14 protein-coding genes and 1 pseudogene are annotated in these 16,268 nt (G+C 61.7%); 10 read left to right on the top strand and 5 right to left on the bottom strand.

The features are described from left to right. Positions 1-29 precede the first annotated feature (29 nt). The 4 genes from uvrB (at position 30) to C0456_RS04065 (ending at position 4,215) form a co-directional block, all read left to right on the top strand. Positions 30-2,213 (top strand): excinuclease ABC subunit UvrB, encoded by a 2,184-nt coding sequence (uvrB, locus tag C0456_RS04080; protein WP_291048612.1) that lies wholly within the window; start codon positions 30-32, stop codon positions 2,211-2,213. A gap of 320 nt (positions 2,214-2,533) precedes the next feature. After that, on the top strand, positions 2,534-3,037 hold the full coding sequence (locus tag C0456_RS04075) for a hypothetical protein (protein WP_291048610.1): 504 nt from the start codon (positions 2,534-2,536) through the stop codon (positions 3,035-3,037). Further along, entirely contained in the window at positions 3,030-3,497 is a 468-nt protein-coding gene (locus tag C0456_RS04070) for a hypothetical protein (protein WP_291048608.1), read from the top strand. Before C0456_RS04075 ends, C0456_RS04070 begins: the two co-directional genes overlap by 8 nt. Next, the gene (locus C0456_RS04065) at positions 3,487-4,215 is read left to right on the top strand and encodes a hypothetical protein (RefSeq protein WP_291048605.1); all 729 of its coding nucleotides are present in this window, start codon (positions 3,487-3,489) and stop codon (positions 4,213-4,215) included. The genes C0456_RS04070 and C0456_RS04065 overlap by 11 nt, the downstream gene beginning before the upstream one ends. Positions 4,216-4,231: 16 nt before the next feature. On the opposite strand, the gene C0456_RS04060 is transcribed toward C0456_RS04065, so the two are convergent. After that, positions 4,232-5,131: a hypothetical protein gene (locus C0456_RS04060; RefSeq protein ID WP_291048602.1), complete on the bottom strand. Its 900-nt coding sequence runs from the start codon at positions 5,129-5,131 to the stop codon at positions 4,232-4,234. 269 nt (positions 5,132-5,400) lie between these two features. Here C0456_RS04060 and C0456_RS04055 point away from each other — a divergent pair, with 269 nt between their 5' ends. Continuing rightward, a complete protein-coding gene (locus C0456_RS04055; RefSeq protein ID WP_291048600.1) occupies positions 5,401-5,700 on the top strand; it encodes a hypothetical protein in 300 nt (99 codons plus the stop codon). A gap of 278 nt (positions 5,701-5,978) precedes the next feature. Then, positions 5,979-8,315: a TonB-dependent receptor gene (locus C0456_RS04050; protein ID WP_291048598.1), complete on the top strand. Its 2,337-nt coding sequence runs from the start codon at positions 5,979-5,981 to the stop codon at positions 8,313-8,315. A 144-nt stretch (positions 8,316-8,459) separates the two neighbouring features. Here C0456_RS04050 and C0456_RS04045 read toward each other — a convergent pair whose 3' ends face one another. Then, a complete protein-coding gene (locus C0456_RS04045) occupies positions 8,460-8,984 on the bottom strand; it encodes a TetR/AcrR family transcriptional regulator (protein WP_291048596.1) in 525 nt (174 codons plus the stop codon). A 9-nt stretch (positions 8,985-8,993) separates the two neighbouring features. Next, a pseudogene (locus C0456_RS04040) lies at positions 8,994-9,119 on the bottom strand (helix-turn-helix domain-containing protein); the annotation flags it as partial. A 211-nt stretch (positions 9,120-9,330) separates the two neighbouring features. Between C0456_RS04040 and C0456_RS04035 the strand changes: the two are divergent. Together C0456_RS04035 and C0456_RS04030 are read left to right on the top strand one after the other, a co-directional pair. After that, positions 9,331-10,206 (top strand): alpha/beta hydrolase, encoded by an 876-nt coding sequence (locus C0456_RS04035; protein WP_291048593.1) that lies wholly within the window; start codon positions 9,331-9,333, stop codon positions 10,204-10,206. After that, entirely contained in the window at positions 10,203-11,489 is a 1,287-nt protein-coding gene (locus C0456_RS04030) for an MFS transporter (RefSeq protein WP_291048591.1), read from the top strand. Before C0456_RS04035 ends, C0456_RS04030 begins: the two co-directional genes overlap by 4 nt. A gap of 2 nt (positions 11,490-11,491) precedes the next feature. On the opposite strand, the gene C0456_RS04025 is transcribed toward C0456_RS04030, so the two are convergent. Further along, a complete protein-coding gene (locus C0456_RS04025; RefSeq protein WP_291048589.1) occupies positions 11,492-12,319 on the bottom strand; it encodes an ABC transporter permease in 828 nt (275 codons plus the stop codon). Positions 12,320-12,568: 249 nt separating this feature from the next. Here C0456_RS04025 and C0456_RS04020 point away from each other — a divergent pair, with 249 nt between their 5' ends. Next, positions 12,569-13,117, top strand: coding sequence for a GcrA family cell cycle regulator (locus C0456_RS04020; RefSeq protein WP_291048587.1), 549 nt, complete (start codon positions 12,569-12,571; stop codon positions 13,115-13,117). A gap of 80 nt (positions 13,118-13,197) precedes the next feature. On the opposite strand, the gene C0456_RS04015 is transcribed toward C0456_RS04020, so the two are convergent. Further along, positions 13,198-14,535: an ATP-binding protein gene (locus C0456_RS04015; protein ID WP_291048584.1), complete on the bottom strand. Its 1,338-nt coding sequence runs from the start codon at positions 14,533-14,535 to the stop codon at positions 13,198-13,200. A 261-nt stretch (positions 14,536-14,796) separates the two neighbouring features. Between C0456_RS04015 and C0456_RS04010 the strand changes: the two genes are divergently transcribed. Further along, a complete protein-coding gene (locus C0456_RS04010) occupies positions 14,797-16,266 on the top strand; it encodes an efflux transporter outer membrane subunit (protein WP_291048582.1) in 1,470 nt (489 codons plus the stop codon). The last annotated feature ends 2 nt before the right edge of the window (positions 16,267-16,268 follow it).

The raw sequence follows: 16,268 nt of genomic DNA, 5'->3' as shown, positions 1-16,268 counted from the left end.
CTCTCCCCGCCCGGTCCAATATGGCGGCCATGGCCCGCTCCTCCCGTCCCCCCGCTCGCGGCGTCGCTGACGCTTCTGCTGCCTTCGCCCTGGATGGCGCCGCGCTCGATGCCGCCGGCGCGCTCTCTTCCGACCAGTGGACACCCCACCGGCCGGATCGCGACTGGGTGAAGCTGGAAGGCGGCAAGCGCTTCCGGGTGGCCTCCGAATACGAGCCCGCCGGCGACCAGCGCACTGCCATCCCCGAACTTGTCGAGGGCATCACCAGCGGCGAGCGCGACCAGGTCCTCCTCGGCGCCACCGGCACCGGCAAGACCTTCACCATGGCCAAGGTCATCGAGGCCACCCAGCGCCCCGCCCTCATCCTCGCCCCGAACAAGACCCTCGCCGCCCAGCTCTATGGCGAGTTCAAATCCTTCTTCCCGGACAACGCGGTCGAATACTTCGTCTCCTATTACGACTACTACCAGCCCGAGGCCTATGTTCCGCGCTCGGACCTTTACATCGAGAAGGAAAGCTCCATCAACGAGGCCATCGACCGGATGCGCCACTCCGCCACCCGCGCGATCCTCGAGCGCGACGACGTCATCATCGTCGCCTCCGTCTCCTGCCTCTATGGCATCGGCTCGGTCGAGAGCTACACCTCCATGACCTTCACCCTGAAGGCCGGCGACCGCATCGACCCCAAGGAGGTCACCCAGCGCCTCGTCGCCAACCAGTACACCCGCAATGATGTCGCCTTCGGCCGCGGCGCCTTCCGCGTGAAGGGCGATGTCATCGACATCTTCCCCGCCCACTATGAGGACCGCGCCTGGAAGCTCTCCTTCTTCGGCGACGAGCTGGAATCCATCACCGAGTTCGATCCCCTCACGGGACGGACGATCCAGAAGCTCCCCCAGGTCAAGATCTACGCCAACAGCCACCATGTCACGCCGCGCCCGACGCTCAACCAGGCCATCGAGAAGATCAAGGCGGAGCTGAAATCCACCATCGCCCATTTCGAGAAGAACGGAAAACTCCTCGAAGCCCAGCGCATCGAGCAGCGCTGCCAGTACGACCTCGAAATGCTCGCCGCCACGGGCTCCTGCAACGGCATCGAGAACTATTCCCGCTACCTCACCGGCCGCAAGCCCGGCGAGCCGCCCCCGACGCTCTTTGAATACCTGCCCGCCAACGCCCTCGTCTTCACCGACGAGTCCCACCAGACGATCCCCCAGATCGGCGCCATGTTCAAAGGCGACTTCTCCCGCAAATCCACCCTCGCCGAATACGGCTTCCGCCTGCCCTCCTGCCTCGACAACCGCCCCTTGAAATTCGAGGAATGGGACGCCATGCGCCCCCAGACGGTCCACGTCTCCGCCACCCCCGGCAAATGGGAGATGGAGCGCACGGGCGGTGTGTTCACGGAGCAGGTCATCCGCCCCACCGGCCTCATCGACCCGCCGGTCGAGGTCCGCCCCGTCTCCAATGACGGCGCCAACCAGGTCGACGACATCATGGCGGAGGCCAAGACGGCGGCCGCAAACGGCATGCGCACATTGATCACCACCCTGACGAAAAAGATGGCGGAAAACCTGACAGACTTCCTCCACGAGAACGGGGTGAAAGTCCGCTACATGCACTCGGATGTCGACACCATCGAGCGCATCGAGATCATCCGCGATCTGCGCCTCGGCGTGTTCGATGTCCTCGTCGGCATCAACCTCCTGCGCGAAGGGCTCGACATTCCCGAATGCGGCCTTGTCGGCATCCTCGACGCCGACAAGGAAGGGTTCCTCCGCTCAGAAACCTCCCTCGTCCAGACCATCGGCCGCGCCGCCCGCAACGCGGATGCAAAAGTCATTCTGTATGCGGACCGGATCACCGGCTCCATGCAGCGCGCCATGGACGAAACCAGCCGCCGCCGCGAAAAACAGACCGCCTACAATATCGAACACGGCATCACGCCGACCACGATCAAACGCGCCGTGTCAGACATCCTCTCCGAACTCGGCGAAAAACCCTCCGCCTCCAGATCCCGCCGCAACCGCGAACGCGGCGTCAGCGAAGAAAAGCCCTTGCCACTTCGGGGAGAAACCGGGCACAACCTCAAGGCTGCCATCGCCAGCCTCGAAAAACAGATGCGCGAAGCCGCCGCGAACCTCGAGTTCGAAACGGCCGCAAGGCTCAGGGACGAGGTAAAGCGGCTACGGGAAGAGGATCTAGGAATATAATCTTTTGCGTAACGGAAACGCCATTACGTGATCCGATACGCCCCTTACCATAATTCATCTCACTGTTTTTTAATGCTTATTTTAGACTGGGCATTTTTTTTAACGCTTGGACGTGTTTCGCCCGCAATGTAATGTTTGTTATACAAACCTATAAGTCCGATTTGCCGTGGCTCATTCTTCAATCCCGTATAGCTGATATCTGATATACATACCGATCTCGTCCGTTAGAGATTCTTTCTTGACAAGGGTTAATTTATTCTCCTTGACTAAACGTAATGCAGCATCATATTTTCTGCGTTAACGAGTCAGGAGAACCATCAATGGACGAACTTGAGGCTATGAAGATCGCGCACGACGCTCTTGCCGAGCTCGACGAAGACTCGCGCGCGCGAGTCATACATTGGCTTGCGGCAAAGTATTGCAGCTCACCTGCAGAGCCTCCGCCGCAGTCGCAAAGCGGATTGCGCGGTGGTCCAGAGACCGTCCCTCATCCTTCAGGTACATCTAGGCATAATACTTTTGCAGAATTTCTTGCTGTTACAGGCGCTGAATCGGATGCTGATCGAGCCTTAGTGGCGGCGTATTGGCTTCAGGAAGTCCTTTCAGAAGAGGCCGTTGATACCCAAAGCGCCAACACTCTTCTCAAAGATACTGGTTACCCAATCGGCAATGTAACGAGGGCATTTGACAGGTTGAAGTCCATGAAACCGTGCCCAGTCGTGCAAACTCGTAAAACGGGGTCCACAAAGCAGGCGCGAAAGCTCTATAAGGTATCAGCGCACGGAATAAGCACCGTGAAAAAAATGGAGAAAGGTGATGTTTAAGTTCGCAATTAATCGCAAGGAGGGGAGCCTTACCATTGAGTCGGAATCCATGCTCGATGTTGAGACCCTTAAGGAACTAATCGGCTTGGCTGACATGGTACCGATGGCGCCCCCCCAGCCGCCAGAAGCTCCCGTTCACTCGAACTCGAACCTCGGGCATAAAGCCGAAGCCCCGCCAATAAACGCTGCGGTCGCAAAGCTCGGAGCGAAGTCGCTTCGCGAGATTCTTGAAGCTGCTGCTTTGGTAGAATTCATGAAAAGCAGCGAGGGCATCTTCTCGAAAAAAGCTTGGTTCGATACGGCGCAAAATGCTCTGCTTTGGAAAGAGTCATTTATGAGCAATCGCGCCGCTGCGGTCAAAGCGATGATCACCAGCGCAGAGATTTATGAGAAAGGCGGAGATAACTTCACTCTGGGCCCTCTGCTTCAGTCAAAGTTGAGTCAGCTGAATGACATTTAGCGACGCGTTTGCCGAATTCATTTCCCAGAAAAGCCGTCCGCAGAAAGACATTTGTTTGGCGGCACTGGTCTATTTGGGTGGAGAGGCAAAGGGGACGGAAATCAAAGCCGCCTTGAAAGCTCATGGTTTCCGAAATGCCCATTCGCTAAATTTGCATACCGCGCTTCAGCGCACCGAAGGAATGGTTGTTAATCATGCTGCGACTTGGAAACTTCTTGCCCCTGGGGAGCAATTTATAGTTGCAGCGGGACTGGACTTGCGCAGCACCAGATCCCAGCAACTCGATGCCTCACTTCGCAGTGAGCTAGATAAATTGACCGATGGAAACAGGAAAACTTTCATGCTGGAGGCTGTTTCCGCATTCGAAAGCAAGCTTTATCGCGCCGCCGTAGTTCTGTCCTGGGTAGGAGCAGTCAACGTATTGCACGAATTCATTGCTGTTAATCACCTTGGCGCGTTCAAGCGAGCCTATGAAGCAAGATACCCGAATTCTAAGTTGACTGTTCAAAATGTCGCTAGTCTTACTCAAGTTAAAGAATCAGATTTTCTTCAAGTGTGCCAAGACTGCGGGATCATTGATAAATCAGTCAAAAATGAGCTGGCAACACGCCTTGATCTTCGAAACCAAGCTGGACATCCAAATACTCTGAAAATCGGGGAGAATATGGCTGCTGCCCACATCGAGTGTTTGTTGAAGAATGTATTTCTTGTGTTCTAGTTTCTCGGCTGCTTCCTCACTCCCGCCGCGTGAACTTCACCGGAAACGCCTCCTCCATGCCGTAAAGCTTCTTCCCGCCCGGTATCTCCGGCTCGGGCTGGGGCAGGATACTCCGTCCACGGGAGACCGCCCTTAAAGGGGGCGGGTCTCCGCGGCCGGGGAAGAGGCGCCATTTCTTCACCTCCTCTTTCAGCCGCCAGTATTCCCGCGTGTCCTCTTCCAGATTGTGCAGGCGGTCGCGGCGCATTTCGTCTTCCTCCGGCGCCCGGCCATCGCGCGCCTGCGTCATCCGCTCCACGCGGGCGTCCTCGATGGCGTCCCAGATGCGGCCGTCCTCCGCCGCCTCCCGCGCCTGCTCCGGCGTCAGTTCGCGGAACACCGGCGCGCGCCCTTCCTTCTCCGCCTGCACCATCTCCTCAAGCGCTTCGAGCCCACGGCTGACGAGATCGTCCCCCGCCTCTTCCTCCGGCGGCGGATAATGCTCCAGATGCTCCTTCAGCGCCTTGTGCCCGCGCTCCAGCTTCTGGGCCTCGCGCAGCCATTTGAGGCCATAATCGAGATACCCCTCCTCAATCGCCGCCACCGCGCGCAGGCGGGCCTCTCCCGAAAGCTCCCCCAGCCGCTCCAGCCGCGCGCGCGGGGCCAGCTCCTTCAGCTCCGGATAGTCCGCCTTGTCGGGCAACGCCGGCCCATGCGCCAGGCTCGCCCGCGCGCGAATGTCCTTGCGGCGAAACCCGTCCTGCCGCGCCCATAAATGGATCGTAGACGGCGCAATCTTGAGCCGCCGCCCAATATCCGCCAGCCGCTCCCCCCTCTCGGCCCACTCGCGCGCCAGATGCCGGAGGGAACGGCACGTGGCCTGCGTGTTCACATGCTTCGTCCGCTTCGGCGGTGAGGGGGCAGAAACATCCGTCATCCGCGCATCATACGCGCCCCGGATACCCGGTCGGATAAGCCCGCCCCTATCCTCCCCCCGGTTCGTCACCCTCGACGGGCGCAGCCCGTCTGAGGGCCCATCTCCCGCTCTCTCATCTTTGCAAAAGCGGCGCGGTCAGGAGATGGGCGCTCAGATGCGCTGCGCGCATCGAGCGTGACGAAAATGGAGAGCTGAGGAGGAAATCCTCTCACCCTCCCTTAACCCCTCCCTGCTACCCCTAGCGCCGCAAATCAAAGGAGACCCCCAAGATGTGGATTCACCGCAAGGAACATTTCCGGAATGCCAACTCGACCCCGGAACGCTCCCGCGTGGCGGCCACGATCTATTACCGGGCCGACGCCAAAGACGCCCCGCCCCGCCAGGGCTGGGCCGAGAACTGCCCCGTCTGCGGCGCGCCTATCCGCGTGTCAAAGCCCTCCCATGGCGGCACATTTGTCTCCGAAATCCTCCCCTCCGGCCGCCACATCCCCCACCCCTGCTTCGACCGGATGAAAGGCAAACGCCCGAGCGACGAAACGCTGGACCTTTTCGAATGGGTGCCGAACTAGCGGCGCAGCGCAACCCGCTCCTCCCCCGTTCACGGGGGAGGTGCCCGAAGGGCGGAGGGGGGAAGCCCCACACACCGCCGCCGTTGAAGCCTCGTTAGAGCTTTCCCGCCCCCCATTGGAGTTTCCGTTGGAGTTTTTTACTCCGTCCACCCCCGCGGGCGCCGGGAGTGTTGCACCGGGAACACATTGACAGCTTCCGCCTCCCCTGCCATTTCAACATCTGTTGAAAATCAACAAGCGTTGAAAAAAGCTCAATAACGGGCATACGGGAGGACAATATGGCCGTAAAGTTCAATAGATTCATGGCGTTGGCGATGTGTGCCACGGCGCTCACGCCGGTCGCCGCCTACGCCCAGACCGAAACCGAAGAGACCGCCGCGTCCGATGAACGCCGCTTCGGCGCCATCGTCGTGACCGCCCAGCGCCGCGAGGAAAACCTCCTCGACGTGCCCCTCTCGGTCTCCGCCTTCAGCGGCGACCTGCTCGCCGATCTCGGCATCCAGACCATGGACGAGGTCGCCAAGATCTCCCCCAACGTGACCCTGGAAGTCTCGCGCGGGACGAACAACACCATCTCCGCCTTCATCCGCGGCGTCGGCCAGCAGGACCCTGTGTCCGGCTTTGAGGCGGGCGTGGGCATCTATGTCGATGACGTCTACCTCAACCGTCCGCAGGGCTCGGTTCTGGAGGTCTATGACGTTGAACGGATTGAAGTTCTTCGCGGGCCGCAGGGCACGCTCTATGGCCGCAACACGATCGGCGGCGCGGTGAAATATGTCACCAAGGGCCTCTCGAATGACCCCACCTTCAAGGCGCGCGGCGTGCTCGGCACCTATGGGCAGAAGGATGTGGTGGCGTCCGGCTCGGTGCCGCTGGCAGACACGTTCCGCGTCGGCGGCGGCATCGGCGTCTTCACCCGCGACGGCTTCGGCGAAAACCTCATCACCGGCGAAGATAACTACAACAAAGACGTCCTCTCCGCCCGCCTCTCCGCCGAATGGGATGTGACGGACGCCTTCCAGCTGCGCCTCTCCGGCGATTATATGAATGACGAGTCCAATGCCCGGCAGGGACATCGTCTGATCCCGGATCTTTTCCCGCCGTCCACCTTCCCTGTGCTCGGCAATGTCTACGACAACCGCGCCGGTCTGGATGTGGTGGAGCAGAAGGTGGAAGTCTACGGTGGATCGCTCGTGGCCGAATATCAGGTCAACGACAATATCACGCTGAAGAACATCCTCGCCTACCGCGAAGATGAAGGTACCAGCCCCATCGACTTTGATGCCCTTCCGGTCGCAGACGTCGACGTTCCCGGCATCTACACCAATGATCAGCTGTCGAACGAATTCCAGATTCTGTATTCCGGTGACCGCCTGAACGGCATTGTCGGCGCCTATTATCTGGATGCCAACTCCTCCACGGTGTTTGACGTGCTTCTCGGCACGACGGGCGCGCTGCTCGGCCTCCCGGGCCTGAACGCCCAGACCTTTGGTGAAGTCAGCACCGAAACCTGGTCGATCTTTGCCGATTTCACCTATGATCTGACCGATCAGTTCGCCATCTCGCTCGGCGGGCGGTATACGGAAGACAAGCGGTCCTCGATCGTTCTGCGCCGCACCTATGTTGGCGGCTTCTCGCCCTTCTTCGGTGGGCCTGGCGTTCCGATCGCGACGACTTCAAACTTCGACGGCTCTGCCAAGTTCGACGATTTCAGCCCCCGCGTTTCGCTGACCTACAAACCGATTGAAAGCCAGACCCTGTATGCGACCTACTCGCAGGGTTTCAAAGGCGGCTCCTTCGATCCGCGCGGCCAGACGACCGCCGCGCCGGATCTCGACCGGGATGGCACGGTCTCTCCGGAAGAAGTCTTCGCCTTCATGCAGTTTGAGCCCGAAGAGGTCGACAGCTATGAAATCGGCTGGAAAGCCAGCACCTTCCAGGGCCGCCTGCAGACGAGCCTTGCCGGCTTCTTCATGGACTATCAGAACGTCCAGATCCCCGGCTCGGTTGGCATCGACACCAACGGCGACGGCGTCAACGACACCTTCACCGGCGTGACCACCAACGCCGCCTCGGCAGACCTTTGGGGTATCGAGTTTGAAGGCACGGGCGTTCTCGGCGAAGAGATCTTCAACGAGTCCGACATGTTCACCTCGGCCGTATCGATTGGCTATATCAACGCTGAATTCAATGAATTCATCGACGCCTTCGGCAATGACGTGGCGAACCAGCGCGTGTTCCAGAATACGCCGGAATGGACGGGCAGCCTCCGCCTGACCTATGACACGCCCTTCCACATCCTGCAGAAGCCCGGCCGCCTGACTCTCAACACGCTTGCCTCGTATCGCAGCAAGTCGAGCCAGTTTGAAGTTCGCAGCCCGCTGGACCAGGAAGCCTATACGCTGATCGATCTCGGCCTTCGCTGGAAGCCGGATGACAGCCGCTGGGGCTTCACCTTCACGGGCAAGAACCTGACGGACGAGCGCTACAAGGTTGCCGGATACAACTTCATCAACCCGGCCAACGGGGCCCCCACGCTCGGCCTGGAAGGCGTTCTCAACGCATATTACGGCGATCCGCGCACCTTCAGCATAGGTGTGGACTACGAGTTCTAGGTCTGGAGCGTTTCCTCCCGGCTGTGCCTCACGGGACACTGAGGCACAGCCTTCCAGACCTACCTTCAGGGCGGCGCCTCACGGTGCCGCCCTTTTTTCCTTATACGGAACAGACTGGATCAGGCAGTGCGGCGGGGGGCCGGCTCAGGCTTTTCTGGCGGCGCGGCGTTTAGGGCTCGTGGTGGTCAGCGCAGCGGGCGCGGCGCGGCGCGCGGCCTCAAATCCTCCGGTGATGAAATACACCATATGCTCGCAGGCATCAGCCAGATCGTCAGACCGGCACACGCCTCCGGATAGATGGTCGATACGGCCCGTCTGGGCGAGCGCCAGCGTCAGCGCGCCAGAGAAACACTGATAGCCCCAATAGAGGTCTTTCTCGTCCATTCCCGGAAGCGAGAGGCGCAGCGCGTCCAGAAACTGGCGGATCAGCGGATCAAAATGCTCCGCCATCAGCCGGCCGCCCCAGCCGGGTGAGTTGTTCACATAGGCGACCAGCGCGTAATAATTCTTCCAGCCCTGATCCTCCAGATGCGGCCCGGTCAGCATCGGTTCCAGATAGGCCCGGATGATCGCCTCGACGGTCGGCGGCTGCGGGCTGGCGGCCTCGATGGCGGCCTTCAGCGCTTCTTCGCGCCAGAGGTTCACGATCTGCGCGCGGCGAATGAACACCGCATCGAACAATTGCTTCTTGGGACCGAAATAATAGTTCGGCAGGGCAAGGTCGACGCCTGCCCGCTTGGCTATTGTCCGCAGGGTAACACCATCGAATCCATGGGCACTGAACTCGGCTTCGGCCGCATCCAGGATGGCGGTCCGGCGATCTGCTTTCGGCGGCAGCGTCTTGTTTCGCGCGCTCAGGGTGTTCCTCCTCAGGCCTTGTTACCCTTCAGGGTATGGACCAGACAGCCTGCTTGTCAAAGTGGCCCATTGCGCTTGCCTTTGTGCAGGGTTTGCGTCTATTTTTCAACATCTGTTGAAAACGGGACATCAGCTTCCGTAGGGGGAGACAAGGCGCATGCTGCCAGAGGGCACCGATATCACCTGGACATCGCAGGATGGTCTGGCGCTCTACGCCAGATCCTACGGCCCGGTAGACGCGCGCCTGACGGTGCTCTGCATTCATGGCCTGACGCGCAATCATCAGGATTTCGAGCCGATGATCGCCGCCCTGCCCCGCCACTACCGCTATATCGCGGTGGACGTGCGCGGGCGCGGAAAGTCCGCCTATGATCCGAACACCAACAATTACCAACCGCCCGTCTATGCCAAGGACATGCTCGCCCTGCTCGACACGCTCGGGATAAAGCGCGCCGCCCTGATCGGCACATCCATGGGCGGGCTGATCTCGCTGCTGATGGCGCGCTCCGCGCCGGGGCGCGTGGCCGGCATCGTGCTGAATGATATCGGCCCCACAGTGGAAAAAGCCGGCATCGCCCGGATCGCCGCCTATGCCGGCAAGGTCGCCCCGGTGACCGATTGGGCGAGTGCGGCGGCCGCCGTGAAGACGCTTCAGAGCGCCGCCTTCCCGGATATGACCGATGAGCGCTGGATGGATTTTGCCCGGCGGACCTATAAGGAGCTGCCCAATGGCGAAGTCATCCTCGCCTATGATCCGGGCATTGCCCGCTCGCTGGGAAAGGTAAAGCCCGGCGCATTCACTAATTTTGTGATGTGGCGCCTGTTCGGTGCCTCGAAAAAGGCGCCGCTGCTGATCGTCCGTGGAGAGATTTCCGATATTCTCTCGGCCGAAACTGCGGAGAAAATGGCAAAGCGGCACCCCGATGCCACCCTTGCCACCGTGCCGAGGGTGGGCCACGCGCCGATCCTGGATGAACCCCAGGCCGTTTCCGCCATCACTGCCTTCCTCAGCCGTCTGGAGACCGTGGCATGACCAGCCCCGCCCCGCCGCAAGCCGCACCAAAAATTTCCGGCCGCGCCTGGATCCTTGCCGTCCTGACACTGACTTATACCTTCAACCATGTGGACCGGCAGATCCTCGTGATCCTGCTGGAGCCGATCAAGACAGAGCTTGGCCTGCGCGACAGCCAGCTTGGGATGCTCTCCGGCCTCGCCTTTGCCGCCTTCTATGCAACGCTCGGCATTCCCGTGGCGATGTGGGCGGACAGGGGCAACCGGCGTAACATCATCGCCATTGCGCTTGGCCTCTGGTCTGCCATGACGGCGCTTTCCGGCCTCGCCCAGAATTACTGGCACCTGCTTCTGGCCCGCATGGGCGTCGGTGTGGGAGAGGCGGGCGGCACGCCGCCGGCCACGTCGATGATTGCAGACCTCTACCCCCCGCAAGAACGAGCCACCGCCCTCGGCATCTACACCTCAGGCATAGGCATCGGCATCATGGCCGGCTTTGCGATCGGGGGTTATGTGAATGAGATCTATGGCTGGCGCGTTGCCTTCTTCGTGGCGGGCATACCCGGCTTGATCCTTGCCCTGATCGTCCGCTTCGGCATCCGCGAGCCGGTCCGCGGGCTGGCCGATCAGCGCAAGGACGATGGCCCGGCGCCCTCGCTGGGGGAGACGCTGAAATTCATCTTCAGCCAGTCTTCCTATCTGTGGCTGATGGCAGGCTGCCTGCTGATCTGCATCTCGGCGAACGCCTTCCTCGTCTTCACCTCCAGCCATCTTCAGCGCACCTATGGCCTTTCCCCTGGCCAGGTCTCGCTACCACTTGGCGTCCTGATCGGCGGGGTGGGCAGTGTCGGCGCCATCGTGCTCGGGCGGGTCTGCGATACGCTGTCCAAGAAAGATTTGCGCTGGCGGCCTCTGATCATTGCCATCTGCGCAGCCATCGCCCTGCCCTTCGCCTGGATGTTTCTGCGCGCGCCCACGGTGGAGATGGCCTATGTCTGGAATATCGTGCCAAGCTTCATCGGCCTCATCTATGCCAGCGTCGCCTATACTGCCTCACAGGAGCTGGTGAAGCTCAGGATGCGGTCCTTTGCGTCGGCCTTCATGCTGTTCTGCCTGACGCTGATCGGCATTGGCTGCGGGCCATGGATTGCCGGGGAGCTGTCAGATCATTTTGCCCGCGCAGGCGCCGGGCAGCCACTCGCCCGGTCGCTGGAGATCATCCTGTTGTTCAACGCGTCCAGCATCGCATGCCTCCTGATGGCCACGCGCAGCTACCGGAAGGATGCCGCCAGAGCCGCGCTCTAGCGTCAGGCCTTCAGCTTGTAGCCCTTGCGGAACAGCAGCCAGACCCAGACCATAGAGACCAGCGCCAGGATGCCGGTATAGACCGCGCCCACCAGGATGGACCCATTGGCCACGCCAAGGTGGCCATAGCGATAGCCGTCGATCATGTAGAAGATCGGGTTGAAATGGGCGATTGTCTGGAAGGGTTCGACCATCACCTTGATGTCGTAGAAGGTGCCCGACAGGAATGTCAGCGGCACGATCACGAAATTGGTCACGGCGGCCAGATGGTCGAACTTGTCCGCCCAGATGCCGCCATAGGCGCCCAGTGCCCCGAGAATGATCGCCGAAGTGAGGGTGAACCACACGATCGGCCAGACATGCGCCACCGAAAGATTGGCAAGGCCCGACAGCTGGATCGCGATGGCCGAAATCGCCGCCACCACCAGTCCGCGCGTCACCGCCCCGCCCAGGAACGCAATCGTCAGCTCCAGCGGAGACAGCGGCGGCATCAGGAAGTCCACATGGGTGGAATTGAACTTGGCCTGCAGCAGGCTTGAACTCGTATTGGCGAAGGCGTTCTGCAGGATCGCCATCATGATCAGGCCGGGCGCGAGGAAATCATTGTAGTTCATGCCCTCGAAATCACCGGTCAGCCGCCCGCGATCGCCAAAGGCCAGCTTGAACACCGTCATGAACAGCAGCGTGGTCACCACAGGGGCAAACACGGTCTGCATCCAGACTTTCAGGAAGCGGCCGACCTCCCTTTTGTAGAGTGTCCACAAGCCAAGGCCGTTGAAGGCGCCATATTGGCGAAGGCGAGATTGCGAAGTGCCGGGAATCGTATCCATGCAAGGCAAATAGGCGATGCGCGCGGGTTGCGCGAGGGGTGCGCCCCGACTTTTCCGGCCTGCCTGCCTGTGGAATCCTTAACACAACATATAGAAACTCTGTGGAAAGCGCGGGGCCCATGTTGTGTTTCATTTCGGTCCTGATACGATATCTAGGTGTCGAGAGGGGCGGCGTTTACCAGCCGTCACAACATCTAGTGGGTTTGGGCTCTGTGTGGGGCTCCGCCCAAAGCGGGAGACCTGCAAGCCATGTCATGGACTGATGAACGGGTAACAGTGCTCAAGAAGCTGTGGGCCGAAGGCCATTCGGCTTCTCAGATCGCCAAACAATTGGGCGGGGTGACCCGTAATGCCGTGATCGGCAAGGTTCACCGCCTTGGCCTGTCTGGCCGCGCGACCCCCTCGCGCCCGGTAAAGCGTCCGCCGCGCCTGGCACGTCCGAAGCCCCGTTTCGTGGTCGAGGCTGCGGCCCCCGCCGCTGCAGCACCTGCAGCAGCGCCAGCCGCAAAAGTGCTCCCTGGCCTGACCGATGTGCCAGCCGCCCCGGAGCGGACCACAGCCCTCGCCCCGCTGCCGCCCCTGCCGATGGCAGACGGTACGCCGGCCACCATCCTCACCCTGCGCGATTCCATGTGCAAATGGCCGATCGGCGACCCCGCCGACCCCAAATTTGCCTTCTGCGGACGCAAAGCAGACTGCGGACCCTATTGCACTGAGCACGCAGCCGTTGCATTCCAGCCTGCAAGAAAGCGCGAAAGCCGCAAAGAATACGACTACGTCCGGCGCATTGCAGGCTGACAAGCCCAGCATTCCATCTCGCCAGACGGAAGGAAGCCCCCGGTGCCCCCCGCCCCGGGGGCTTTACCGTTCAGGGATAATCAGTTGCCCTGGTTCTCACGGGCCGCAGGCAGCCAGACCCCAAACGCCGTGCCCTGCCCCATCACCGTCTCCACCGCCAGCCCGCCGCGATGGTGCGCCATGATGTGCTTGACGATGGCCAGGCCAAGCCCCGTTCCGGTGATCTTGCCGCCCCGGCTCTGATCGGCGCGGTAGAACCGCTCGCCCAGGCGCGGCAGGTGCTCCCGCTCGATGCCCGGCCCCTGATCCTCCACCCGCATCCAGACTGTCGGCTCATTGATGGCCACGCGGTTGGAGGTCTGCAGCAGGGTCATCCGCTCGCTGTCCGGCCAAGCGTGCGCCGCCTCGGTCCGCGCCGCAAACGCATCGGGCGCCACGCCGCAGCGGATCGTCACCTTATGCCCGCCCTTGGAATATTTGATCGCATTCGAGACCAGGTTCTCGACTACCTGGATCAGCTCATCCCGATTGGCCGTGACTGCCGGCAGAGCCTCAGGCTCGTCAAACAACAGCGCCACACCCTTGTCGCTGGCCAGCGGCTGCAACGCATCGACAGAGTTCATGACGATGTCGCCGAAATGCTCGCGCGCGGTCGGCTGCACATGCTCGGCGCTCTCGATCCGCGACAGGGACAGGAGGTCGGCGATCAGCCGGCTCATCCGCTCGGTTTCTCCCGCCATAATGCCAAGAAACCGGTCCCAGGAATCCTTGTCCTCGCGGGCCGGGCCGCGCATGGTTTCTATAAAGCCGGAAATGGCGGTCAGGGGCGTGCGCAGCTCATGGCTGGCATTGGCCAGGAAATCCGCCCGCGCCCGCGCCGCACGTTTGACCGGGGTAAGGTCTTCCAGCACGACCATCAGGTTTCCGCTCACCGGAAGGGGATGAATGTGCGCGCGCCACTGTTCCTCCGGGCCGATTTCCATCTCGATTTCCGCTGAGCCGAGCCCCGACGCATTGAAACAGGTCTCGATGGCAGCCAGCAAAGCGGGCGCGCGGATGATGGCGCTGGCGCGGGGCGGCGCAGACCGCCGCTGGCCGAGCCGAAGGAAGACCGCTGCAGGCTGGTTGAAAGCCGTGATCCGCTGCTCATCCCGGCTGACTTCAAAGGCCGGAAGCGGCAGGGCCGACAGAAAGTCTGCAATGGCCATCCCCTCGCGCCGCGACGCCTCAAGCGGCTTTGCTGGCGCGGGCACCTGCATGGCAGCAGAACCGACATAATAGGCCGCCGCGATGGCCCCGATTACGAACATTGCCGTCAGCGCCTCGATCAGGCCCAGAGAGCCTGTCAGCGCCAGGATCAGCATCACGGTTCCGGTCGTCAGGACGAGGACTGCGAAGTCCCGCGTGCGGCGCGTCATCGACTGCCGGGAAGGCTGTAAACCGTCTGTTTCAGATCCATCGTTCATAGATACGCCACCTGTAGCTTCGAATCCTATCCGGTCCTTCGTGTGGCGGCTACCGCGCCCATAACGGGAAGCCAAGATCGGCAAAACTGTAGGTCCAACCCGTATGTTGATGAGCAAGGGCAAAAAGTTATTGAAAATCGATAATTTCTCATTGACGCTCGGCAAGTAGAAGCGTATCGCAACCCCAAGGCAGCCCGGAGCGCCGGAAACCGCATGAAAAATTCTTTCCTTCTGATGGGCACGGCCATGCTTGCGGCATGCGCCACTTCCCCGAGCGCCGTAGAGCGTCTGGCCACCGACCGGGAAGCCCTGTTCGCCACTGCGCCGGATGCACCCGCGCAATGGGCCGCGCGCGGCGTGGCCGGTGTGGCCGAGACGGGCAACTGGCTGGACCAGTTCAACGACCCTGTAATGAACGAACTTGTGGCAGAAGCTGTTGCCGCAAACCCCACCCTTGAGTCCCGCGCCGCCAGCCTGCGGGCATCCGCAGCGCTTGCCCGCAGCGCGCGGGGCGCGCGGTGGCCCTCCCTCTCCGCAACGGGCAGCTTTGGCGGCACGTCAACCGGCGTGGTTCTGCCCGGCGGCGGCACAGACCGGATCAATGGCGAAAGCTATGGCCTCGGCCTGAATGCCAGCTGGGAGTTCGATCTCTGGGGGCGGATTTCAAACGGCATCGCGCAGGCAGACGCAGACTATGCCGCCACAGCTGCCGACCTTGCCGCCTCGGAGCTTTCGGTGGCTGGCCAGACCGCCATTGCCTGGATCAACCTGAATGAGGCACTCGCTCAGGAACGCATAGCGGTCCTCACCTATGAAGCGCGCCAGCGCGTGGTGGACCTTACCGAGCCGCGCGTGCGCGCCGGTATCTACGGTCCGCTGGAATTGCGCACGGCGCGCAGCGCGCTTGCCCAGGCCGAAGCGGCCATCGCGGCGCAGCGGCAATTCTCGACCCAGGCCACCCGCAGCCTCGAAGTGCTGCTTGGCCGTTATCCTTCCGCAGAGCTGACCGCGCCGGCCATCCTTCCCGAATTGCCGCCGATGGATGTCGTGGGCAATCCCGCCTTCCTCCTGTCGCGCCGCCCGGACATCGCTGCGCTGGAAGCCCGGATCGTCGGCGCCGGCCTGCGCGCCGAAGAAGCGCGGCTCGCGCTGCTGCCCAGCCTCAGCCTCACCGGATCTGCCGGCACCTCCGAGACCGACATTTCCGACGCGCTTGATCCCTCGCTGATCGCGGCCCGCCTGATCGGCAGCATCACGCAACCGATCTTCAGCGGCGGCCGTCTCACGGCGCAGCGCCTGGCGGCCATTGCCCAGGCCGAAGCCGCCGTCGCCAATTACGCCAGCGCCGCGCTGGACGCCTGGCGCGAGGTGGAAAATGCTCTGACGGCTGACATCCTGATCGCCCGTCAGGAAGAAGCCCAGGCCCGCGCCCTGGAAGAAGCCCGCTTCGCCGAGGAAATCGCCGAGCGCCAGTATTCCAGCGGTACCGTGAACATATTCAACCTGATCGACGCGCAAACGCGCCGGCTGAACGCAGAAAGCCAGCTGGTATCCGCGCGGGCAGACCGCGCCCGCAACCGCATCAACTATCATCTCGCTCTGGGTGGCGGGGTTCCGGGTATGGAACTCGCCTCCGAGGAAGACCTGTTTGACACTGACGCCGCCGAAAGCGGCAGGAGATAGAC

Origin of the sequence: Hyphomonas sp. (assembly GCF_013823385.1) — a bacterium.
Taxonomy (GTDB): domain Bacteria; phylum Pseudomonadota; class Alphaproteobacteria; order Caulobacterales; family Hyphomonadaceae; genus Hyphomonas.
Note: the sequence above shows the minus strand (reverse complement) of the source record. Positions and strands in the feature narration are given on the sequence as shown.